Here is a 21,517-nt window from a genome sequence, read left to right as displayed (position 1 = left end):
CATCACCCCATCACCTTGCGCAGCGACTGGCCGGTCAGTTTCAGGCCAAGCCACACCATCAGTGATGACAACACCAGCAGCAAGACCCCCAGTGCGGCACCCTGCTCCCAGTTAAAACGGGTAATAAACTGGGTGAAGATCTGCTCGGTAAACCAGGCGCTATCCTTGCCACCCATCAGTATCGGTGTCAGATAACTGCCGAGGGTGAGCATGAACACCACAATACAGCCGGAAACAATGCCCGGCATGGCCCAGGGAATGACCACTTCCCGCAGCACAGTGGCGTGGCCACCGCCGAGGTCGTAGCCGGCCTCCACCAGGTTCTCGTCCATGCCATCCAGTGTGGTGACCAGCGGCACCACCATAAACAGCAGGCCGTTGTAGACCAGGCCGATAATCACCGCCACATCGTTGTAGAGCATCTCCACCGGGCCGTCGACCCAGCCCAGCGCCTGCAGCCAGGAGCTGAACAGGCCGCTTTCCCGCAGCAGGATCATCCAGCCGTAAGTACGTACTAACTCACTGGCCCAGAACGGGATCAGGCAAGCCAGGAACAGGATGCCCTTGCTCCGGCCCCGGGCCAGGCGGGCAATGTACCAGGCAATGGGGAAGGCAATCAGCAGGGTCAGGAAGGTGGTGAACAGCGACATCACCCCGGTACGCACGAAGGTTCGCCAGTAATAGGACTCGCTGAAGAAATTCTGATACTGCTCCAGCCCCCAGGCCAGGGTATCCCAGCTTTCCCGCACCTGGAACGACACCCGCAACATCTGCAGGTGCGGCACCAGTACCAGCAGTACAATCCAGAGCAGAAACGGCGTTAACAGCAACCAGAGAGACAAACGGCCGGCGGAGGTATTCACGACTGGCCCGCTCCGTATACCCGCGCCAGTTTCGGGTCCCAGGCCAGGCGGATCGGCTCGCCGGTGGTCAGCCGCGGTGCGGTGCCATCCTGCGGCAGGCGGGCAAACACCGGCTGGCCGCCGTTTTCTGCCTCAACCCGGCTGTTGGCACCGTCAAACAGGGTGGTCAGTACCTTCGCCTGCATGGCACAGAAGCCGTCTTTCAGGTCCTCACCGGTGAACATCAGGGATTCCGGGCGCACATAAAGCTCGGCCCGGTCACCGTTAGACAGCCCGTTGGCGGCAAGCCGGCCCCGAACCACGTCGCCGTTATCCAGCCGGATATCGGCCATGTTGTCCGCCAGGGTGACGACCTCTCCGGAGAGCCGGTTGTTATCCCCCACAAACCCCGCCACGAAGGGTGTGGCGGGTTCCCGGTACAGCTCCTCTGGCGGCGCCACCTGTTCAAAGCGGCCGCTTTTCATTACCGCCACCTGGTCCGACATCACCATGGCCTCGGACTGGTCGTGGGTGATGTACACAAAGGTGGTGCCGAACTGCTTCTGCAGGTGTTTCAGCTCCACCTTCATCTGTTCCCGCAACTTCAGGTCCAGCGCACCAAGCGGCTCATCCAGCAACAGCAGGGTGGGCTCCAGCACCAGGCAACGGGCCAGGGCCACCCGCTGCCGCTGGCCGCCGGAGAGTTCCTGCGGATTACGGTGCTCCAGCCCGGGCAGGCCCACCTGCTCCAGCACCCAGGCAATGCGCTTGCGGCGCTCGGCCACGGGCACCTTTCGGCGTTTCAGGCCATAGCCGATGTTATCGCCGACGGTCATGGTGGGGAACAGCGCCAGGTGCTGGAACACCATGTTCACCGGGCGCTTGTTAGGCGGCACGTCATTCATGCGCTGGCCGCGGATGAAGATATCGCCCTCATCCGGCTTGTCGAAGCCCGCCAGCAACCGCAGCAGGGTGGTCTTGCCGCAGCCGGAAGGCCCCAGAATGGAGAAGAAGGTGCCGGCCGGCACATCCAGCGAGATGTGATCCACCGCTGCGGTTTTGCCAAAGCGGCGGATCAGCCCGTTACAGGACAGGTCAGACTCGGTTGCCATAAGGATCAGTTGGCTGCCTGGACGCGATCCAGCACCTGCCCTTCCATGGCTTCCAGCCCCGGCGGTACCGGCGGATACCACTTGATATTGTCGATGGCTTCGTCGTTGAAGCTCAGCCGGTAGGCATCCCGCAGCTCGGCCTTCACAAACTCGTCGGCGCCTTTGGAGGCGGTGAAGTTTCCGGACGCATTGGTAATTTTCGCCGCAATCTCCGGCTGCATCACGAAGTTGATCCACTTGTAGGCGGCCTCTTCGTTCTCGCTGCGGCGGGGAATGGCAAAGGTGTCAATCCAGCCCAGGGCACCGGATTCCGGGGCCACAAAGCGGATCTCGGGGTTTTCTGCGTTCAGCTTCCAGCCACCGGCATCCCAGGCCATGGCGGCGGTCACTTCACCGGTACGCAGCAACGACAGCAACTGGTCGCCGCCGGTCCAGTAGGTTTTCACGTTAGCCTTACAGTCGATCAGCTTGTCTTCCACTTTCGCCATGATGGACTGGTACTCGTCGCGATCGTTATAGGCAGCAAACGGGTCCATGCCCATGGCGAAGGCAAAGCCCATGAGCGTCGGGCGCTTGAGTCGGTAACTGACCTTGCCGGCCACGGCCGGGTCACACAGGTCGGTGTAGTCAGTAACGGTGTCTGCCACCGAGCTGTGTACGATCAATCCACTGGTACCCCAGACAGACGGCACCCCGAAGGACTGGCCGTTCAGGGCTGTCGATTCCCGGGTGGCTTTGACCATCGACGGCTGCAGCTGATCGGTATTAACCCGGCTGTAGTCGATAGGCTTGTAGATGTTGAACTGGCGCTGCACGCCCACGATGCGGTCCTGGCTCGGCTGGGCCAGGTCGAAGCCGGCACCGCCGGTGGCCCGCAGCTTGGAGATCATGTCTTCGTTGTTGGACAGGGTAATTTGCACATCAATGCCGGTCTCTTCTTCGAACTGGGCCACCACCTCATCCGGGGCGTAGCCACCCCAGGTGATCAGTCGAAGTTCTTCAGCCAGAAGGTTACCGGAGGCGGTCGTGGCGGCCAGCAGGGTGGCCAGTGCTGATATCCGTGTCTTGCGCAGTGCCATGGTCGTTCATTCCCCTGAAACAGTGTTATGCGGTTTCGCTAACGTTTTGTTATCAGGAAGTTATAGACCATGTATTTCAGTTTTGTGAAACCCGGATACAAAAACGGAGGCCAGGGCCTCCGTTTTCCGGGTTCGGAATGCCTTACCGGTTACTGACCGGACTTCAGCATTTCCCAGTACTTGGCGTACACCTGAAGCGCCTCGTCACCAATGTCGGTCTGGAACTCGGCATTGATCATGTCAGTGGCGTTCGGGTAGCTGGCGCGGTCATTCGCCACAGAGTCATCCAGCAGTTCCCGGGCATCCAGGTTCGGGGTGGCGTAGCCGATCTCTTCACTGATCAGGGCAGAGATTTCCGGCTTCAGCACAAAGCTGATGAACTTGTGGGCCGCTTCCGGGTTCTTGGCGTTCTTCGGAATCACGAAGCTGTCCAGCCAGGCGATGATGCCTTCTTCCGGATACACGTATTCCAGGGACTCCAGGGTGTCACGACCCATCACGGCTTCACCGTTCCAGATCATGCCCACGTCGGTTTCACCTTCCAGGTACGGCATGCGCGGGGCATCCGAGTTGAAGGCCCGTACAGACGGCATCAGCTCGGTCAGCTTCTCGTAGGCTTCCTCGATTTCCTTGGGATCCGTGCTGTTACCGGAGTAACCCAGAACCCGCAGGCCTACGTGGAAGACTTCACGCATGTCGTTAGTCAGCATCACCCGGCCTTCAAAGCGCTCATCCCACAGGTCTGCCCAGGCGGTCACTTCGCCGTCCACATCAGCCGTGTCCACGCCAAGGCCGGTGGTGCCCCACAGGAACGGCACGCTGTACTGGTTGTCCGGATCGACATCCAGGTTCACCAGTTCCGGGTCCAGGTTGTCGAAGCCTTCGATCTTGCTGTGGTCGACAGGCATCAGCAGGCCTTCCTGGCGCATCTTGCTCACGTAGTAGGTAGACGGCACGGCCAGGTCATAGGCGGCGCTCTCGTCCAGCAACTTCAGCCGGGCGTACATGGCTTCGTTGCTGTCGTAGGTGGTGTACACCACCTGGATACCGGTTTCCTCGGTGAAGCGGTCCAGAACTTCCTGGGGCATGTACTCAGACCAGTTGTACAGGTTCAGTACCTGCGGCTCCTCGGAACCACTGCAGCCCGCCAGGCCCAGTGCCAGCGCGCCGGCCAGTGCCAGTTTCTTCATCGTTTGCTCCTTAACAGTATCCATTGAGACAAGATCAACATGACCAGTGAAAACACCAGCAACAGTGTGCCCAGGGCATTTACCTCGGGTTTCAGGCCTACCCGCACCATGGAATAGATGCGCAAAGGCAGAATTTCATAACTCGGGCCACTAACGAAGGTGCTGACCACCACATCATCCAGTGACAGTGTAAACCCCAGCAGCCAGCCTGCCAGTAATGCCGGCATGATCACCGGGATCAGTACGGTGCGGGTCATGGTGAAATCGGAGGCACCCAGGTCCCGCGCTGCTTCCGGCAGGCGCTCGTCAAAGCCGCTCAGGCGCGCCATCACGGTAATCACCACAAACGGCAGGCAGAAGGTTACGTGGGCCAGCAGCAGGGACACGTAACCCAGCTGCAGCCCCACCAGCAGGAACAGGGCCAGCAGGGAGATGGCCAGCACAATCTCCGGCGACATCATCACGATAAACAACATGCCGTTAAGCACCTTCTTGCCCCGGAACCGGTAACGGTGCAGGGCCAGGGCGGTGAGCGCACCAATCAGGGTAGACACGGTAGCCGCAGACAGCGCCAGCCACAGGGAATTCCACATGGCCTGCACCATGGCCCGGTTGTTGAACAGGGCTTCATACCAGCGCAGGCTCAAGCCGCCCCATTCGTAACCGGTGCGGGATTCGTTGAAGGAGAACACCACCAGCACCACAATGGGCACGTACAGCAGCAGGTACACCAGGGTCAGGTAGGTGCGGGGCAACCAGCGGTTCATACGCCGTCCTCCCCGATCCGCCGTTTACTCAGCCGGTGGGCGAACATCAGGAACGCCATCGCCAGGGTCAGCACAATGCTGGCGGCCGCACCGAAGGGCCAGTTGCGGGCGTCCAGGAACTGGTTCTTGATCACGTTACCTACCAATAGGTTGCGGGAGCCCCCCAGGATGTCCGGCACAAAGAACAGCCCCATGGCCGGCAACAATACCAGCATCACACCCGCCAGCACGCCGGGCAGGGTCAGTGGCACAATCACATGGATGAAGGTGGACAACCGGCCGGCCCCCAGATCGTGGGAGGCCCGCAAATAGTCTTCCCGCAGGTCATCAAACACCGCGTACAGCGGCAGGATCATGAACGGCAGCAGCAGGTACACCAGCCCGACAATTACCGCACCCTCGGTGTAGAGCATCTTCAGGGGCTCTTCAATCAGGCCCAGGGACATCAGGGCGTTGTTGAGCAAGCCGTTGGTGGCCAGCAGCAATTTCAGGGCGTAGGTACGCACCAGCGAATTGGTCCAGAAGGGCACAATCAGCAGGAAGATCAGCAACACCTGGCGCTGTTTGGGCACCTTCGACAACGCCCAGGCAAAGGGATAACCAATCAACAGGCAGATCAGCGTGGTCATGGCGGCCATGTACAGGGAATGCAGGAACACGTCCAGGTACAGGGGATTCAGCAACTGCCGGTAGGCATCCAGGTTCAGGGGCAGCGATATGAACGAGCCCGGGTCCCGGGTCATCACACTGGCACCCACCACCAGCAGGTTGGGGGTGAACACCAGGAACAGCAACCAGCCCCACACCAGCACCAGCACCGCCGCACGGAACGGCTGCTGCCTGACGCTACCCATCAATCGGCTCTTCTTCAGTAATATCGGTGTGTTCTTCCGGCAACAGCCATTCCCAGCCGTCTACCCAGCTGACCTTCACCGGCTCGCCCAGCCGGTAATCAAAGGTGGGGTCGTCTTCATCGAAGAATTCCGATGCCAGCACTTCGGTGCCATCGCTCAGGTGGATGACCGAATCCAGGGTGCTGCCCTTGTAGTTACGCTCCACCACCTTGCCGGCCACGCCGTCTTCATCCTCCGGCGCCAGCACCCGGATATCTTCGGGGCGCAGCAGCACGTGCAGGCCCTGCCCTTCTGTAACCGGGAAGTCGGGTTTGCGGAAGGTGCGCTTCAGGCCGAACACGTCCACGGTGATGGTGTCATCGCCGTTGGCGGCATCCACCCGGCCCGGGAAGAAGTTGGTTTCGCCCACAAATCGGGCGGTAAACAGGTTGGCAGGGCGTTCATAGACCTCGCGCGGGGTGCCCAGTTGCTGGATATGGCCGTCTTTGAGCACCACCACCCGGTCAGACATCGACAGCGCTTCTTCCTGGTCGTGGGTGACGAACACAAAGGTAATGCCCAGCTCCCGCTGCAGCCGCTTGAGCTCCACCTGCATGGTGCGACGCAGCTTGAAGTCCAGGGCAGACAGGGGTTCGTCCAGCAGCAACATTTTCGGCCGCTTTACCACCGCCCGGGCAATCGCAACCCGCTGCTGCTGGCCGCCCGAAAGCTGATGCGGTTTACGCCGGGCAAAGTCTTCCAGCTGCACCATGGCCAGGGCTTCTTCTACCCGCTGCTGGATTTCCTCTTTTGGCCGCTTCTCCATTTTCAGGCCATAGGCCACGTTGTCGAACACCGACATATGGGGGAACAGCGCGTAGTTCTGGAACACCGTATTCAGCGGACGGTGCTCCGGCGGCGTATGGGTCAGATCCTGCCCGCCAAGGGTGATGGACCCTTCATCCGGGTGCTCGAAACCCGCCATCATCCGCAGCAGGGTGGTTTTTCCGCAACCGGACGGCCCTAACAAGGTAATGAACTCGCCATCGAAGATCTCGAGATCCAGCGAATCCAGTACTTTCTTGCCGTCAAATTGCTTGGTGAGATTGCTCAGAGATAGCAGTGTCTGTTTCATCGGCCCTGCCCAAAGTTTGAGCGGCGTATTTTTCCAGAAACAGCCCCGAACAGAAAGAGGCGCGAGGGTTTCGGATTACCCTCACGCCTTTTTTGTTCCAGCCTGCTGAAACGGATACTTACTGATCAGCCACGCTGTTCAGGTAAGCCTTGTCGGAAATGTTAGTCCACTTGCGCACGCCCGCCAGGTATTCACGGATAGACGTGATGATTTCCCGGGCCAGCGGATCCTTCTCGGCTTCCTCTTCGAGCAACCGGTGAGTGGTCTCGCGCAGGGCTTCAATCACTTCCGGCGGGAACACCTTGTGGGTTACCTCCGGATAGTCTTTCTGCATGCGGTTCCAGGCATCGGCGCTGTCGTTGGTGCTCTTGGCATACATGTCATAGGCAGCGGTACGCATGGCTACCCGCAGGATTTCCTGCAGGTCTTCCGGCAGTTTGTTCCAGGTTTTCTGGTTAACCAGGAACTGCACTTCCGCGCCCGGCTCCTGCCAGCCTGAGTAGTAGTACTTGGCAATCTGGTGGAAGCCCATGGGGAAGTCCAGGGCCGGTGCTACCCATTCCAGCGCATCAATGGTGCCACGATCCAGTGCCGTGTAGAGCTCACCCGGCGGCAGGTTGGTCACCGACACACCCAGCTCTTCCATCACCTCGCCGGCAAAGCCCGGGGTACGCATTTTCAGGCCCTTGAGGTCTTCCAGGGAATTGATTTCCTTGTTGAACCAGCCACCCATCTGGTTACCGGTGTTGCCGCCCGGGAACGACAGCAGGCCGAAGGGCTCATACACTTTCTGCATCAGCTCCATGCCGCCACCGTAGTAGAACCAGGCATACTGCTCGGGAGCCAGCATACCGAACGGCACGGTGGTGAAGTACATGGCGTTGGGGATGGAGCCCTTGTAGTAATAAGAGGCGGTGTGGCCCATGTCGTACTGGCCGTTACGCACCATGTCGAAAATGCCGAAAGGCGCCTTGTGCTTGTTGGCAGAATCAATGCGAACATCAATCCGGCCGGCAGACATCTTCTCCACCATGTCTTCAAAGTGCTTGGTGGTCTCGCCCAGAATGGGGGAATTCGGGCCCCAGGTTTCGGCCAGGCGCAGGGTATATTTCTCGGCCAGGGCCGACGAACTAAAGGCCGCCACAGCAACCGCTGCCGCCGCCAGGAGTGTTTTACGGATGTGCATGGTGTTGGCTTCCGTTATTGTGTTATTGGTCTGAACTGTTCAGGGAACGGTAAAACATGATACCTGCGGCAGCCCCCTACGCCAATCCGGCGCCGTCATGTAAACGACTTGCAGCTGTGCCACACTGACCGCTGACCGAGTGCACAATCAGGACGAGCACCATGAAGCACCTGTTTCTTATCCGCCACGCAAAATCCAGCTGGGCCGATGAAAGCCTGGCCGACCGGGACCGCCCCCTGAACAACCGGGGCGAGCAGCAGCTGCAGCCTCTGGGCAAGGCCCTTCAGCGGCTGGAGGTGTTCCAGTCGAGCGACGTCTTTGCCAGTGATGCAACCAGGGCCCGGCAAACCGCCCGGGGCATTCTGCCCGCAGACCTGCCCGAAGACCGGTTTCATATAGACCCGGGCCTCTATACTTTCGACTTCAAACGTCTTCTGGAGTGGCTGAAAAAGCTGGACGACAGCACTGAACGCGTTGTTGTCATCGGTCATAACCCCGCGTTACAGGAGCTGGCCGACTGGCTGGCGAAGCACGCGCCGATGGCCCTGCCTACCGCCAGCTTCCTGCACATTCGCCTGCCCGGTAAGCACTGGCGCAAGCTCGATAAAAACTCCGGCACACTGGAACACTTTCTCATACCCAGAAACTACAGTTACCGGGAATTCGAACGCAAACACCGGAACCCGATAAAGCGACCAGCGCCAGGCGCCATTACCGACCTTCCGGCTACCCTGCAGCTTCAGGCTGAGCGCCTGAAACAACTGGAGCCGGGCGTGATACTCGGGCTGGATGACGAATTCCTGCACCAGTACCGCATTGCCCTGCGCCGCAGCCGGGCCCTGGCCGAAGCCATTGCTGAAGTAAGCGGCACCACCCGACTGCGCCCGGCCGTTGCCCAACTCAAGCGGCATGCCCGGGCAACCGGCCGGCTGCGGGACCTGCACGTATTCCTGGCGGACTTGCCTGCGCTGTGTCCGGATACCCCGGAGTTACGTGCGGCACTGGAAACCTGGGCCGGAGGCAAGGCCGCCAGCCGCCAGAAACGCCTGGCCAAACGCCTCGGCAGCGTCCGCTACCGCAACAGCCTGCACAGCTGGGAAAGCGAAATAGACTCCGGCAAGTTCCGTAAACTGGTATCTGGCCTCAGTGGCGGAGACATCCGCAAGGCCGTTCTGAAACGGCTGCGCAGTTTCAACCGGGGGACGGCAGAACTACTGCACACCGCTCCGGATGAAGATTTCCACAAGCTGCGCAAGCAACTCAAACGTATACGCTATTTAATGGAGCTGGACCCGGGGGCGAGAAAGCAGGACCTGAAAACCCTCAGAAAGCGGCAAGACCTTTACGGCCGTTTCCAGGACCTGCACATACAGCTGGAACTGCTGGAACAGTTCCGGAAAGAGGCCCCGGAAACCCTGCCGGAGGCGGTTGCCGGGATCATTGACTTGATCGGGCAGGAAAAAGCCGACACCCGCCGCCAGATTCTGGCTATGGGCGGGCTCGGTCTGGGCTGAGCTGGAATCAGATACGCACCATGCGGGCTTCAAGCAACAGGTTGGGGCCCAGCTTGGCCACCTTGACCTGCTCCGGGTTCAGGCCCAGGTCTTCCAGGGTCTCGTGGATGTCGTCCAGGGCTTCGTTCCGGGGTGCCGCCAGCAGCAGTTCCCGAACCGATTCCAGGACCATCTTCACCGGCACGGTCATAAAGTAAACCGAGATCACCAGCATCATCACCGGGTCGGCATACACCGCCAGTTCTGACCACTGGCTGCGCTCAAGCATCCAGGCCGCGGCAAAGCCAATCATGACGGCTGCACTCAGGGCACTGTCCATCAGCCACTGGCGCTGCTCGGCTTTCACCAGCCCGGAATCGTTGCGGAAACTCGACCAGCGCAGGTAAACCCAAACTGCCAGGCACCCCACCACGTTCACCGCACCAAAGATCATTGCCATGTCCGCCGCCACGGCACGACCACCCTGAAGCAGCGACACCACCGCCGATACCAGCGACAAGATACACACCACTGCAATCACCAGACCTTTCACAGCGATCACTAGCGGCTCCACGGCCCCCATCCCGAATGGGTAATCGTCATTGGCCGGCCGGCGAACCAGGCGGGCGGCATAGAGTGACAGGAGCGACAACCCGAGGCTGATCAGGGAATAGGCACCATCGAAGAGAATAACCAGGGAATCGACCCAAAGACCCCAGGTAATACCGGCGAGCGCAAACAGGCCCGCGCCCACTGCTGATAATGTCAGCGCCAGGTTTTCCCGCGCCAGAGAAGTAAACATTTTGACCTCCTGAGAATTGCTGCCATATTAGCGGCATCATTCAACAGGTGTGAGTCGCTGAGCGACGGAAAATCCGTCGCAAAGAGCAAACCATGAAAACGTCACAGATCAAGACCTTCCTCTCGGTTGTGCGCAATGGCAGCGTGGCCGCGGCAGCCCGGGAGCTGAACCGCAGCCGCACCACCGTCAGTACCGTGCTGGCGTCCCTGGAGGATGAACTGGGGGTGGAGCTGTTTGAACGCAGCGGCAATCAACTGCACCTGACGGCCATCGGCCAGTCCATCCTGACCGACTGCCGGCGATTCGACCAGGTGGCCGGCCAGATACTGGCCCGCTGCCAGCATCACCTGAGCGGGGCGGAATCGGTACTGCGCATTGCCCGGGACGACTCCATTCCGGAGGACATCTGGCGGGATATCCTGCGCCGGCTGAAACAACGCTTCCCCCAGACCAGCCTCTCGGTGTACCTGGCGTCTCCCCGGGAGCTGCCACCCCTGGTGCGCAACCAGTCAGTAGATGTGGCCTACGGCCTGATGCCGGAGCTGCTCAATGAAGGTTATCAATGGTTCCGGGAACTGGCAGATGTGCGCATGCTCACCGTGGCCGCGCCCGACCATCCCCTCAGCCAGCTAAAACGCGTTACCCAGGATGACCTGATCAGCCATACGGAAATCACCCTGGCCTACATGCAGGATTCGCTGCTGGTGGCGGAATCCCCGGAAACCGCCAATTACCTGGCCTTCACCCAGTACGAACTGATCCGGGACGCGGTGATGGACGGAGCCGGCTGGGCCGACTTGCCGTTACCGTTGATTGCAGAGGCGTTAAGAAAGGAACAACTGAAAACCATCCACCACCGCAGCGCCCGCTGGTGGAAGGTATTCAGTTCACTGGAATCGGAACAGGCGCAAGGGGGCGCCGTGGTGGGCTGGCTGGCCAACGAACTTGAAGCCTATCTGGAAACGCTGGCCTAGGCCTGAGGGCCTTGCGGCAGCTCCGGGCGCTCATCCGCCGGCGCGCCGTTGTCGCATTTCACACAGTCCAGCTCGCACCCCAACATGGACTGCCGTCCCTCTACCGTGACAACCCACGGCCGGTTCACCCAGGGCGGATCATGGCGCACATGCTGATTATGCCCGCAGGCCAGTTGCGCCACCCAGTGGTTTTCATCGTCTTTGTGATAGCCAGTGATGGGCTGTTTCATGTCAAAACCTTACACCGGCTATCAAACGCTATGCCGGCCTCAGAAACGGAATTCAGGCCCGACGGAGAAGATGTGGATATCCGACTCCAGGTTATCAAGGACATCATCACCCACATTCTGCAGGTAGTCCCACTCCAGCCGGAGGCCGAAGGACTCGGTAAAGTCGATGGTCGCGCCGGCGCCAGTGCGGAAAGCCAGGCCAGATTCATGTTCCGAACCGTTAAAGCTCTCAGATAGAACGGTCAGCTTCGCGTCCACATCCTGACGCCAGAACTGCAAACCAGCTTTGGCAAATAATCGAACCGGCCCAAACTCAGGTGTAAAGACAAGCAAAGAACTATCAAACATATGATAGGAGGCATCAATACCAGCGGAAACTAAGTCAGGAATTGCGCCTTCTGCGGACGTTTCATCGATATAGCGATAGCCTGCTTCAAATGCCAGATACTTATCGAAGAAACCGCCGGCGTAAAGCCGACCGCTCAACGCAGTGTCATCACAATCAACACCAGACCAGCCGTCACAAAAATCCTTAACCTCAACCTGCCCCAGACTGATACCCGCATAGCCTTGCTGTGCCAGCGCCATGGAGGCAGAACCAGACAACGCAACAACGGCTACCAGAGAAGCCATCAACTTACCTGTTTTCATCATTTCATCCTTACCAAAGAAAGGTTTAACCAACGAATGATAAGGATGGTACCTGCGGAGCCGACATAAACCTGCCTTTACTCTGCATATTTTGCAGGATTTTACACAGTGCGTGCCCGCCCCACCCAGGCAGACCACGAGTAAAGCGCCAGCGCTACCCAGATCATCACAAAACTCAGTAACTTTGCGGTACTCAGTGGTTCATGGAAGATATAAAGCGCGATCAGAAACTGGATAGTGGGGTTAATGTACATAAGAAAACCCACGGTGGAGAGCTTCAGCCTGCGCGCCGCACCTGCGAAGGCCAGCAGGGGAATGGCGGTGACTGCACCGCTGGAGAGCAGTAATAACGTGCTGTAGGTGCTATCGGTAAAGTGCGAAAGATTCTGCGAGGACAACCAGACCAGCGTCAGCAACCCCAGAGGCAGCAGCAACAGGGTTTCCACAAACAGGCCGGACAGGCCATCCAGCTCCACCTTCTTGCGCAGCAGGCCATAGGTACCGAAGCTGAAGGCCAGCGCCAAGGTTATCCAGGGCAGCTCGCCCAGCAGGAAGAACTGGTACAGGATGGCAACGCCGGCCATCACAACCGCCACCACCTGCAGGCGGGAAATACGCTCACCGAGTATCAACAAGCCCATGGCGACGTTCACCAGGGGCGTAAGAAAGTAGCCCAGGCTGGCCTGCAGCACATGGCGGGTTTCCACGGCGTAGATATAGATACCCCAGTTAGCGGCAATAAACACCGAGCAGCCCAGCACAAAGCCCAGATTTTTCGGCTGTTTCAGGGCTGCGGTGACTGGCGGCCAGCGCCGAAGCAGGGAAATCACGACCGCCAGGAACAGGCAGGACCAGATCACCCGGTGGATGAGCACCTCCCAGGCCGGAATACCCTCAAACAGGGCAAAGTACAGGGGAAAACTGCCCCACATGGTGTAGGCCGCCAGGCCATAGGCCACACCCTTGCCGGTTTGCGGCACTGTATTGGTCATAGCAGGTTCATCCGTTCAGGCAGCAGGATTTGTACTTTCGCCCGCTACCACAGGGGCAGGGCTCGTTACGGCCGGACTTGAGGGTGCCTTCGCTGGTTTCACCGGCCACGTAGAACCAGTACCCGCCTTCTTTGACGAAGTCCGAGTGTTCTTCCAGGTATCCCCAACCAGATCCTGTCCGGTAGATGGCCCGAAAATGAACCAGGCCTTTCGCTCCCTGCTCACCGGCACTGAAAATCTGCAAAGCTGTCCACTCGGGAGAGCCGTCCAGTGACAGGCTTTCCGGGCGGGTGTCCGGGTGCCAGGTAGCCAGCAGGTAGTTGCTGTCTCCGGTTACAAAGGCTGTGAAGCGGGAGCGCATCAGGGCCTCGGGCGACGGTGCCGGTGTACCGGCATCCCATCGGCCACAGCAGGCCGGATAAGCCAGGCCACTGCCACAGGGGCAGACCTCGGCATTATTAGAATCAGACATAGTTAATTACCACAATCAGTATCACTTTCAGTACAGACAGCCAGCCTGAAAAAAGGCCATACTGCGGTGATGACAGGGAACAGTACAAACGAAAACAACGCAATGAAATCAGGTATCCCCTCTCTCAACCTGCCTGCCGATGCAGGCCTTCCTGCCTCCGGGACCACCCCGGCGGCCGGGCTTCAGGCTGTACTCGATAACCTTGATGCCCTGGTTTACGTTTCCGACTTCCAGACCCACGAGTTGCTGTATATGAACGCCTACGGCCGGCGCATCTGGGGCAACATCGAGGGCCGAAAATGCTGGCAGGTGCTGCAAGACAGCGATGGCCCCTGCAGCTTCTGCACCAATCACCTGCTGCTGGCCGAAGACGGCACCCCCAACCCGCCACACGTGTGGGAGTTCCAGAACCAGCTGGACGGCCACTGGTACCAGTGCCGTGACCAGGCCATCCACTGGACCGACGGCCGGCTGGTGCGGCTGGAAATTGCCACCGATATCACCCTGCGCAAGCAGATGGAACTGGAACTTCAGGAGGCCCACCAGCAAGCCAGGGCCGCGGCCCTGGAAGACGAGCTGACCGGCCTTCACAACCGCCGCGCCTTCTACGAGTTTGGCGGGCAATTGCTCCGCCACGCCAAGCGCCATGCCAGCCCGCTGGCCATGGTGATGATGGACCTGGACTACTTCAAGCAGGTTAACGACACCTATGGCCACGATGCCGGCGACGAGGTGCTCCGGCAGATCGCCCGGCTGCTGCAGAACCGGGTTCGGGAATCGGACATTGTCGCCAGGCTGGGGGGCGAAGAGTTCGCGCTGCTGCTGCCGGACACCACAATGGGCGAAGCCATCGAACTGACGGAGCGGATGCTTGAAATGCTCAACGAGCTGGTCATCCAGCACAAAGGCCGTTCCATTCACGCCAGTGCCAGCTTTGGCATTACCCGCCTCATTGTGGGCGACCAGACCCTGGAAGACCTGATGCACCGGGCCGACCGGGCACTCTACCAATCCAAGGATCAGGGCCGGGGCCGGGTCAGCACCTGCTCGGACTGATCCCGCTTCCGGGTTTTCGGCCTCTCGTTATGGCCGCTTGGTAACCGCCATGGTCAGGCGCGAGATACAGGTTACCTTGCCCTGTTCGTTCTCCAGCCGGATTTCCCAGACCTGGGTCGCACTGCCGATATGCAGGGCACGGGCAGTTCCGTATACCCAGCCGCCGGTAACCGGGCGGATGTGGTTGGCATTGATATCCAGGCCAACGGCCACGGTGTTCTTGTCTTTCAGGCAACAGTTGGCCGCCATGCTGCCCAGCGTTTCCGCCAGCAATACCGAGGCGCCCCCATGCAGAATGCCAAACGGCTGAACCGTGCGTTCATCTACCGGCATGCGGCCTTTCACGTAGTCGTCACCGACCTCAAGGTATTCAATGCCCATGTGACTGACGGCAGTTTTCTGGCTGTGTGCCATCATCTGGTCAAGATCGGGGGTTACTGTCCATATTGCCATGGTGGAATTTCTCCGGATTGAACTTTAGGCTCTTATAACTGTCAGCAATGAGTCTATACAGGTAGCATGCTCATAACCAAACCTTTATAAGGCATTTTTGCAGCAAGACCAATCAGACCAAACGCAAACCATACGAGAGGGACCTGAAATGAAGAAAACAAGTTTTGTATCCGCCGCAGCCCTGGCGCTGTCTTTTGCTATGCCGGCGAGCGCCCAGATGACGGTTGAAGACCAGATTGAAGCCCGCCAGGCAGCCTACCAGTTCATGTCCTGGAACATGGGCAAGATCAAGTCACAGGCGGTCGATGGCGAGGTTGAGTTCAACGCCGACCAGATGAAAGCCGCAGCCAATGCCATTGCCGCAGTGGCCAACTCCGGCATGGGCGCGCTCTACAGCCCGGATTCCACCCTGGACAAAGCCGAGAACACCCGCCTGAAGCCTGAGTTTTTCGAACAGCCGGAAAAAGCCCGTGAAGTGGGCATGAACTTCGGCCGTGAAGCCAACAAGCTGCAGGAAGTTGCTGCTAGCGGTGATAAAGCCGCCCTGGCGCGCCAGTTTGCTGCCGTGGGCGAGACCTGCAAGGCCTGCCACGACAACTTCCGCGCGAAGTAAGACTGCCCCGGGCTTACCACCCCAGATTCTGGGGTGCTGGCTCCGGTGCCGGTGGCGGCGATACAAAGCTGCCACTGGCACCGACAACCACAATCCCCGCCAGCACCAGCGAAATCACAAACGCTAACGCGCCACCGCCCCGGGCATCTTCCGCCAGACCCTTCTCAACCGGCTTTTTACCGGTGATCATCGGCTTCAGCAGATTGTCTTTCTTCACTTTCGAATACAGCACGACGGCTGCCACATGCAGGATGACCAACCCGTACAAGAACCATTCCGTCAAACGGTGCCAGCTGCTCAGGGTATCGCTCCAGGCCGATGACACCAGCGGAGTCAGCGGGCCGTTAAAGGCAATTTCATCGTTGGCGAACAGCCCGCTTGCCGCCTGGAAGCCGAACAGGCCGATCAGCGCCAGCACGGAAAGCGCCCCCAGCGGGTTGTGACCTACCCCCTGCCAGCGTCCACGCAAATAATCGATGATGGCTCCCGGCCCACGAACAAAGCTGGCAAACCGGGCATAGGTAGAGCCGGTAAAACCCCAGATAATACGGAACGACAACAGCCCGACTACTGCAAGGCCAAAGCGTTCATGCCAGTCAATCGCGCCCGATTTAATACTGATCACGGCACCCACAGCCGCCAGTACCAGCAACCAGTGAAACAGGCGTGTCGGTAAATCCCATAACCGAATGGTTGTCATACGAGTTCCTTATGCTCACAACAGGTTCTGCCTCAAGACAACCGTGAGCATACTAAGTTCCGTTAATGGTGGGCAGACCGGGATCAAATTCCGATAAGGGAGGCGCTCCCGATGGGCGCGTCAGGGAAGCGGCTGTTCCAGGTACTTCAGCACCAGGTTCTCCCGAATGCCTTCTCGCTCAATCAGCTTCAGGGCAGCCCGGATATCATCGGCATAGCGCACGACGGGTGATTGCCCGGACACCACAATCCAGGATCGCTCCCCGGCACAAAAAACGGTGAGACCCGGGCCTCAATACCCAGACTCTTTGCGGTATACAGCCCCACCAACTCCGGCGCAACGACCACATCCACCCGGCCCTTCTGCATCATCAGCATCAGGTTTTCATAATGAGCAGCCGAGGCCTTCAGCAAATCCGTATCCTTATCGAACCGGCTGAAATAACTGGCTCCTTCCAGTACCCCGATGGTTTTGCCGTACAGATCCTGGTACCGGTCTACGCGATTGGCTTCATCCAGGTAAAGGAACAATCGCCGCTCCGGCGGAAAGGCCGGTGCTACAAACTCCATCGACTGCTCCCGGGCACCGTTGCGCACCAGGCCCAGCATCATGTCGATCTCGCCCTGCTGCAGCATCAGCTGCAGCCGGCGAAACGGTGCTTCCCGGTATTCGACCGCCCAGCCAAGGCGACTGGTCATTTCCTCGAACATATCAAGGTACAGCCCGGTCTTCCGGTCCGGTTCCAGGATCCGGTAAGGTGGCGCGTGATCCACACCGACCACCACCGTCAACGGCTCCACGGTTTCCGTCCCCTGTTGCGACCATGCAGGCGCTGCAGCCAGCACGAACAGGCACAGCATGGCTGCCTTGATGAGCGTTACCTTCATTGCGGACACTTTCCCTGACCCATTGAGCAATATGTAACCGGAGTATAGACACTCCGGGCATCCATTCCCGCCTTATTGCCGTAATTCCTGTTGAAATTTGCATCCCGGGCCACCACTACTTGTGGAGTAACGCCCGAACAAACTCCCCGATTCCCGACAGGAGGATCGACCGATATGAAAATTCTGATGGTACTGACATCCCACGACCAGATGGGCGACACCGGCCATAAAACCGGTTTCTGGCTGGAAGAATTCACCGCTCCCTTCTACGTATTCAAGGATGCTGGCGCGGATATCACCCTGGCCTCCCCCAAAGGCGGCCAGCCGCCGGTAGACCCGAACAGCGAAGCCGAAGACGCACTCACTGATTCCACCCGGCGCTTCATGGCAGATACCCACGCCAGGGAAATGCTGGCCAGCACCAGGAAACTGGCCGACGTGAACATGAACCAGTACGACGCCATTTTCTACCCCGGCGGCCACGGCCCACTGTGGGACCTGGCCGAGGACGACAAGTCTGTCGCCCTGATCAAGACCGCCTACGAGCAGGACAAGGTGATCGGTGCCGTGTGCCACGCCCCCGCCGTATTCAAGAATGTGTTCGTAAAGCCAGACCAGAACATCGTGGGTGGCCGCGAAGTTACCGGCTTCAGCAACACGGAAGAAGACGCCGTGCAACTCACCAACATCGTGCCCTTCCTGCTGGAAGACATGCTCAAGCAGAACAACGGCCGCTACAGCCGCGGCGATGACTGGGCACCGCACATTGTGGTGGACGGCAAGCTGATTACCGGCCAGAACCCGGCGTCCTCTGAAGGTGCGGCCAAGGCTGTACTGCAGGCGCTGCAGGAAGGCTGACGTCCCGGTTGGGCTGGCGTTCGTCAGCCCAACCTTATTTCCCTCCGTTGAGTACCCGGTAACAACCGTAACCGATCACCACCCCCCAGAAAGCCGACGACAGTCCGAACAGCGATAACCCGGACGCCGTTACCAGAAAGGTAATCAGCGATGCCTCCCGGTGGCTGACCTCCTCCAGTGCCGCAAACAGATTGTTGGCAATGGCACCCAGCAGTGCCAGGCCCGCTAGCACTGCAACAAAGGCCGAAGGTAACGAGGTGAACAAGGCGACGATGGTGCCGGCAAAGACCGCCCCCACCAGATAGAACACACCATTAAATACACCGGCCACATAACGCTTGTCCGGATTTTCGTGGGCATCCTCGCTCGTGCAGATAGCCGCCGTAATCGCCGCCACCACTGTGGTAATGCCCCCAAATAGCGCCATGGGCAGGGACACCAGGCTGGCGACCGCAATCACCGGTTTGGCTTTCACCCGATAGCCGGCACTCCGGAGAATCGCCATGCCGGGCAGGAACTGGCCTGTCAGGCTGACCAGCACCAGGGGAATGGCCAGGCTCAGGGTAGCGCCGAAGCTCCATTCCGGCGTGATGAACATCGGCACCGCCAGGCTCAGGCTAACGCCGGCCAGCGACGCATCTTCCAGCACCACCGCCAGGATGACCCCGGCAAACAGCAAAAGCACCAGGGTGTATTTGGGGGTAAAGCGACGGAAGGCCACATAGGCGACCAGCATGCCGATGGCCAGTGCCGGCGTGGTTTCAATGGCAGCGAAAGCCCCGAGACCGAACTGAAACAGGATGCCCGCCATCATGCCCGCTGCCACCCCCTTCGGGATGGCACGTACAAAGGCATCAAAGGTACCCGAAACACCAATGAAAAAGATAATCAGCGCGGCGGTGATGTAAGCACCTGCCGCTTCATTGAGGGATAGCTCCGGAAACAGCACCACCAACAGAGCCGTGCCCGGTGCCGACCAGGCGGTCACCACTGGCGCCCGAATCCAGATCGACAGGAAGATTCCGGAAACCGCCGCCCCCATGGAGATGGCCCAGACCCAGGAGGTCATCATCTCCGGTGACAAATCCGCCGCCGCCCCGGCCTGGAAGAAAATCGCCAAAGGCCCAGCATAGGACACCAGTACCGCCAGAAACCCTGCGGCAACCGCAGACACAGACAAGTCCCGAAACAGCTGGGGCATATTCAGCTCCTTGTTATTGAGTTCTGTTTGAGCCGTATAACAGCAAAAAAGCCCCGGTCACTGTGGTGCCGGGGCAAAGAGGGGTCCGAATGACTGACTGTCTCCCTCAGGTCACATCAACGCTGATTTCTTAATTACTGGTTGCCAGGGCCAGGAAATTCATCTGGCGTGGCTGCCCGTCAGCCGCAGTCGCCTCCGGCCACGGGCAGGATGGTTCCGGTGATGTAATTGGCCGCATCGGAAGCCAGGAACAAAATCGGTTCCGCCTGCTCATCGAGGGTGCCGTAGCGGTGCATGAAGCTGGTGGCGTTGGTCTGGTCGATCAGGGTCTGGTACCAGGCCTGTTCCCGCTCGCCCTGTGCCTCGGTGTTACGTGGCGTCAGACGTGGAGGTGCTTCGGTGCCGCCCGGCGCGGTGGCGTTCACCCGGATGCCGTGCTCGGCGTACTCGAAAGCCAGGTTTACAGTCATGGCGTTAACGCCGCCCTTGGCGGCGCCGTAGGGCACCCGCATCAGGCCACGGGTCGCCACAGACGAGACGTTCACAATGGCACCGCCCTTCTGCTCCACCATGTAAGGCAGAACCGCCCGGCAGCACCACAGGGTCGGGAACAACGAGCGCTGGATTTCCTTCTGGATCTGTTCCGGCTGGTAATGCTCGAACGGCTGGGCCCAGATGGTGCCGCCCACGTTGTTGACCAGGATGTCGATGCGGTCGAACTGCTCATGGGCCTTGGCCATCACCATTTCCGCACCTTCCCAGGTTTCCAGGTTGGCCTGCACGGCCAGGGCTTCAGAGCCCTGGTCGCGCAACTCGGCGGCAACGCCCTGCACGTAGTCCGCGATGTCCACCAGTACCAGGCGGGCACCTTCGGCGGCGGCCAGTTCGGCCACTCGCCGGCCAATGCCCTGGGCAGCACCGGTGACCACCATCACCTTGCCGGTGAAACGCGGGGTCATGCCACTTTCTCCTCAACGGCGGATACGCTCGGGGTGAACTTCTCGTAGTGGAAGGAGTTGGGCTCGATACCCTGCTCCCGGAAGTAACCCAGTACCGCGTCGACCATCGGAGGCGGGCCACACAGATACACATCTACATCACCGTCGTTGATGGGCGCATCTTCCATGTGGTTGGTGACATAGCCCTTGCGGGGATGGGTGCTTTCGTCGCTGGCCACTACCGTCTTGAAGCTGAAGTTTTCAATCTCTTCGGCAAACTTTTCGAGGGCTTCCAGCCCCACCAGGTCGTCGTCGTTGGTCACGCCGTAGATCATGTGAGTGGGCTGGTCGCAGCCTTTTTCCTTCAGGCTTTCGAGCATGGCCAGGAACGGAGCCAGGCCGGTACCACCGGCCAGCATCAGCACGGGGCGCTGAACCGGGCGCAGGTAGAACACACCCATGGGGCCGGTCAGGGTCACCTTGTCGCCGGTCTTGGCCTTGCCCACCAGCCAGGAGCTCATCAGGCCACCGGGCACGTTGCGGATCAGGAAACTCAGCTCGCGGCTGCCCGGGCGGGAGCTGAACGAGTAAGCACGGGTTTCCTCGGTGCCGGGCACCTGGATGTTCACGTACTGGCCCGGCAGGAAGCCGATATCGGCGTCTGCGGTAACCTTGAGTTCGATGGCGGTGGGGGAAATCAGATTGACCTCACCCACGGTGCCGGTCACGGCCTCGTTACCTGCCTTGCTGCACAGGGACGCGGCCGCCGGAATCTCGACCACACAGTCGCTGGAGGGCACCATCTGGCAGGTCAGCACCATGCCCTGTTCGGCTTCCTCGTCAGACAGTGCCTCGTCGATGTACTCGTCGCCCATGTCGAACTCGCCCTGGTGGCAGGAACCCTTACAGGTTCCGCAGACACCGTCGGAGCAGTCCATTGGCAGGTTGATCTGGGCCCGGTAGGCGGCGTCTAGAACGGTTTCACCTTCGTTGCAGGTGATCACCCGGGTAACGCCGTCTTCAAAATTAAGCGCGATGTTGTAACTCATGATG

24 protein-coding genes are annotated in these 21,517 nt (G+C 59.6%); 5 read left to right on the top strand and 19 right to left on the bottom strand.

The genetic code is table 11. The annotated features are described in order from the left end of the window. Positions 1 to 2: 2 nt before the first annotated feature. The 8 genes from LWH94_RS07320 to LWH94_RS07285 all read right to left on the bottom strand — a co-directional run bounded on the left by LWH94_RS07320 (position 3) and on the right by LWH94_RS07285 (position 8,144). Positions 3 to 863 carry an ABC transporter permease gene (locus LWH94_RS07320; RefSeq protein WP_232901715.1) on the bottom strand — a complete coding sequence of 287 codons (861 nt, stop codon included), beginning with the start codon at positions 861 to 863 and terminating at the stop codon, positions 3 to 5. Continuing rightward, positions 860 to 1,954 carry an ABC transporter ATP-binding protein gene (locus tag LWH94_RS07315; RefSeq protein WP_232901714.1) on the bottom strand — a complete coding sequence of 365 codons (1,095 nt, stop codon included), beginning with the start codon at positions 1,952 to 1,954 and terminating at the stop codon, positions 860 to 862. The genes LWH94_RS07320 and LWH94_RS07315 overlap by 4 nt, the downstream gene beginning before the upstream one ends. A gap of 5 nt (positions 1,955 to 1,959) precedes the next feature. After that, positions 1,960 to 3,033: an extracellular solute-binding protein gene (locus LWH94_RS07310; RefSeq protein WP_232901713.1), complete on the bottom strand. Its 1,074-nt coding sequence runs from the start codon at positions 3,031 to 3,033 to the stop codon at positions 1,960 to 1,962. Between the two features lie 149 nt (positions 3,034 to 3,182). After that, the gene (locus tag LWH94_RS07305) at positions 3,183 to 4,223 is read right to left on the bottom strand and encodes an extracellular solute-binding protein (protein ID WP_232901712.1); all 1,041 of its coding nucleotides are present in this window, start codon (positions 4,221 to 4,223) and stop codon (positions 3,183 to 3,185) included. After that, the gene (gene potC / locus LWH94_RS07300) at positions 4,220 to 4,990 is read right to left on the bottom strand and encodes a spermidine/putrescine ABC transporter permease PotC (RefSeq protein WP_022990627.1); all 771 of its coding nucleotides are present in this window, start codon (positions 4,988 to 4,990) and stop codon (positions 4,220 to 4,222) included. Before potC ends, LWH94_RS07305 begins: the two co-directional genes overlap by 4 nt. Beyond that, complete coding sequence (gene potB, locus LWH94_RS07295; RefSeq protein WP_022990626.1) at positions 4,987 to 5,844, bottom strand: spermidine/putrescine ABC transporter permease PotB; 858 nt, start codon at positions 5,842 to 5,844, stop codon at positions 4,987 to 4,989. The genes potC and potB overlap by 4 nt, the downstream gene beginning before the upstream one ends. Continuing rightward, on the bottom strand, positions 5,837 to 6,958 hold the full coding sequence (potA, locus tag LWH94_RS07290; RefSeq protein WP_232901711.1) for a spermidine/putrescine ABC transporter ATP-binding protein PotA: 1,122 nt from the start codon (positions 6,956 to 6,958) through the stop codon (positions 5,837 to 5,839). The genes potB and potA overlap by 8 nt, the downstream gene beginning before the upstream one ends. 118 nt (positions 6,959 to 7,076) lie before the next feature. Beyond that, positions 7,077 to 8,144 carry a TRAP transporter substrate-binding protein gene (locus tag LWH94_RS07285; protein WP_232901710.1) on the bottom strand — a complete coding sequence of 356 codons (1,068 nt, stop codon included), beginning with the start codon at positions 8,142 to 8,144 and terminating at the stop codon, positions 7,077 to 7,079. Between the two features lie 161 nt (positions 8,145 to 8,305). Between LWH94_RS07285 and LWH94_RS07280 the strand changes: the two genes are divergently transcribed. Further along, the gene (locus tag LWH94_RS07280) at positions 8,306 to 9,658 is read left to right on the top strand and encodes a CHAD domain-containing protein (RefSeq protein WP_232901709.1); all 1,353 of its coding nucleotides are present in this window, start codon (positions 8,306 to 8,308) and stop codon (positions 9,656 to 9,658) included. A gap of 7 nt (positions 9,659 to 9,665) precedes the next feature. Here the strand turns inward: LWH94_RS07280 and LWH94_RS07275 are convergent, their stop codons facing one another. Next, entirely contained in the window at positions 9,666 to 10,439 is a 774-nt protein-coding gene (locus LWH94_RS07275; protein WP_232901708.1) for a cation diffusion facilitator family transporter, read from the bottom strand. A 92-nt stretch (positions 10,440 to 10,531) separates the two neighbouring features. On the opposite strand from LWH94_RS07275, the gene LWH94_RS07270 reads away from it, so the two are divergent. Continuing rightward, a complete protein-coding gene (locus LWH94_RS07270; RefSeq protein WP_232901707.1) occupies positions 10,532 to 11,413 on the top strand; it encodes a LysR family transcriptional regulator in 882 nt (293 codons plus the stop codon). Here the strand turns inward: LWH94_RS07270 and LWH94_RS07265 are convergent. From LWH94_RS07265 to LWH94_RS07250, 4 genes are all read right to left on the bottom strand, one after another. Continuing rightward, entirely contained in the window at positions 11,410 to 11,643 is a 234-nt protein-coding gene (locus LWH94_RS07265; RefSeq protein WP_232901706.1) for a DUF3565 domain-containing protein, read from the bottom strand. The genes LWH94_RS07270 and LWH94_RS07265 overlap by 4 nt on opposite strands. Positions 11,644 to 11,682: 39 nt before the next feature. Beyond that, positions 11,683 to 12,297, bottom strand: a complete 615-nt coding sequence (locus LWH94_RS07260) for an outer membrane beta-barrel protein (protein ID WP_232901705.1) — start codon at positions 12,295 to 12,297, stop codon at positions 11,683 to 11,685. A 98-nt stretch (positions 12,298 to 12,395) separates the two neighbouring features. After that, complete coding sequence (gene rarD / locus LWH94_RS07255) at positions 12,396 to 13,286, bottom strand: EamA family transporter RarD (protein WP_232901704.1); 891 nt, start codon at positions 13,284 to 13,286, stop codon at positions 12,396 to 12,398. A gap of 7 nt (positions 13,287 to 13,293) precedes the next feature. Next, positions 13,294 to 13,758, bottom strand: a complete 465-nt coding sequence (locus LWH94_RS07250) for a YchJ family protein (RefSeq protein ID WP_232901703.1) — start codon at positions 13,756 to 13,758, stop codon at positions 13,294 to 13,296. Positions 13,759 to 13,860: 102 nt separating this feature from the next. Between LWH94_RS07250 and LWH94_RS07245 the strand changes: the two genes are divergently transcribed. Next, positions 13,861 to 14,814, top strand: a complete 954-nt coding sequence (locus tag LWH94_RS07245; RefSeq protein ID WP_058342341.1) for a sensor domain-containing diguanylate cyclase — start codon at positions 13,861 to 13,863, stop codon at positions 14,812 to 14,814. Positions 14,815 to 14,841: 27 nt separating this feature from the next. On the opposite strand, the gene LWH94_RS07240 is transcribed toward LWH94_RS07245, so the two are convergent. Continuing rightward, positions 14,842 to 15,267, bottom strand: a complete 426-nt coding sequence (locus LWH94_RS07240; RefSeq protein WP_022990615.1) for a hotdog fold thioesterase — start codon at positions 15,265 to 15,267, stop codon at positions 14,842 to 14,844. A 148-nt stretch (positions 15,268 to 15,415) separates the two neighbouring features. On the opposite strand from LWH94_RS07240, the gene LWH94_RS07235 reads away from it, so the two are divergent. Then, on the top strand, positions 15,416 to 15,880 hold the full coding sequence (locus tag LWH94_RS07235; protein WP_232901702.1) for a c-type cytochrome: 465 nt from the start codon (positions 15,416 to 15,418) through the stop codon (positions 15,878 to 15,880). Between the two features lie 13 nt (positions 15,881 to 15,893). Here the strand turns inward: LWH94_RS07235 and LWH94_RS07230 are convergent, their stop codons facing one another. Together LWH94_RS07230 and LWH94_RS07225 are read right to left on the bottom strand one after the other, a co-directional pair. After that, complete coding sequence (locus LWH94_RS07230) at positions 15,894 to 16,580, bottom strand: cytochrome b/b6 domain-containing protein (RefSeq protein ID WP_232901701.1); 687 nt, start codon at positions 16,578 to 16,580, stop codon at positions 15,894 to 15,896. A 188-nt stretch (positions 16,581 to 16,768) separates the two neighbouring features. Then, positions 16,769 to 17,467, bottom strand: a complete 699-nt coding sequence (locus tag LWH94_RS07225) for a substrate-binding periplasmic protein (protein ID WP_232901700.1) — start codon at positions 17,465 to 17,467, stop codon at positions 16,769 to 16,771. A 174-nt stretch (positions 17,468 to 17,641) separates the two neighbouring features. Here LWH94_RS07225 and LWH94_RS07220 point away from each other — a divergent pair, with 174 nt between their 5' ends. Further along, the gene (locus LWH94_RS07220) at positions 17,642 to 18,325 is read left to right on the top strand and encodes a type 1 glutamine amidotransferase domain-containing protein (RefSeq protein ID WP_058342337.1); all 684 of its coding nucleotides are present in this window, start codon (positions 17,642 to 17,644) and stop codon (positions 18,323 to 18,325) included. 34 nt (positions 18,326 to 18,359) lie between these two features. Here LWH94_RS07220 and LWH94_RS07215 read toward each other — a convergent pair whose 3' ends face one another. The 3 genes from LWH94_RS07215 to benC form a co-directional block, all read right to left on the bottom strand. Further along, a complete protein-coding gene (locus LWH94_RS07215; RefSeq protein ID WP_232901699.1) occupies positions 18,360 to 19,526 on the bottom strand; it encodes a benzoate/H(+) symporter BenE family transporter in 1,167 nt (388 codons plus the stop codon). Between the two features lie 179 nt (positions 19,527 to 19,705). Then, the gene (gene benD / locus LWH94_RS07210) at positions 19,706 to 20,485 is read right to left on the bottom strand and encodes a benzoate diol dehydrogenase BenD (RefSeq protein WP_232901698.1); all 780 of its coding nucleotides are present in this window, start codon (positions 20,483 to 20,485) and stop codon (positions 19,706 to 19,708) included. Beyond that, positions 20,482 to 21,513, bottom strand: coding sequence for a benzoate 1,2-dioxygenase electron transfer component BenC (gene benC, locus LWH94_RS07205; protein WP_232901697.1), 1,032 nt, complete (start codon positions 21,511 to 21,513; stop codon positions 20,482 to 20,484). The genes benD and benC overlap by 4 nt, the downstream gene beginning before the upstream one ends. Positions 21,514 to 21,517: the final 4 nt, after the last annotated feature.

It is taken from the genome of Marinobacter sp. G11, from assembly GCF_021282325.1.
Classification (GTDB): domain Bacteria; phylum Pseudomonadota; class Gammaproteobacteria; order Pseudomonadales; family Oleiphilaceae; genus Marinobacter; species Marinobacter vinifirmus.
The sequence above is the reverse complement of the archived record's forward strand: the minus strand, read 5'-3'. Positions and strand labels throughout refer to the sequence as shown.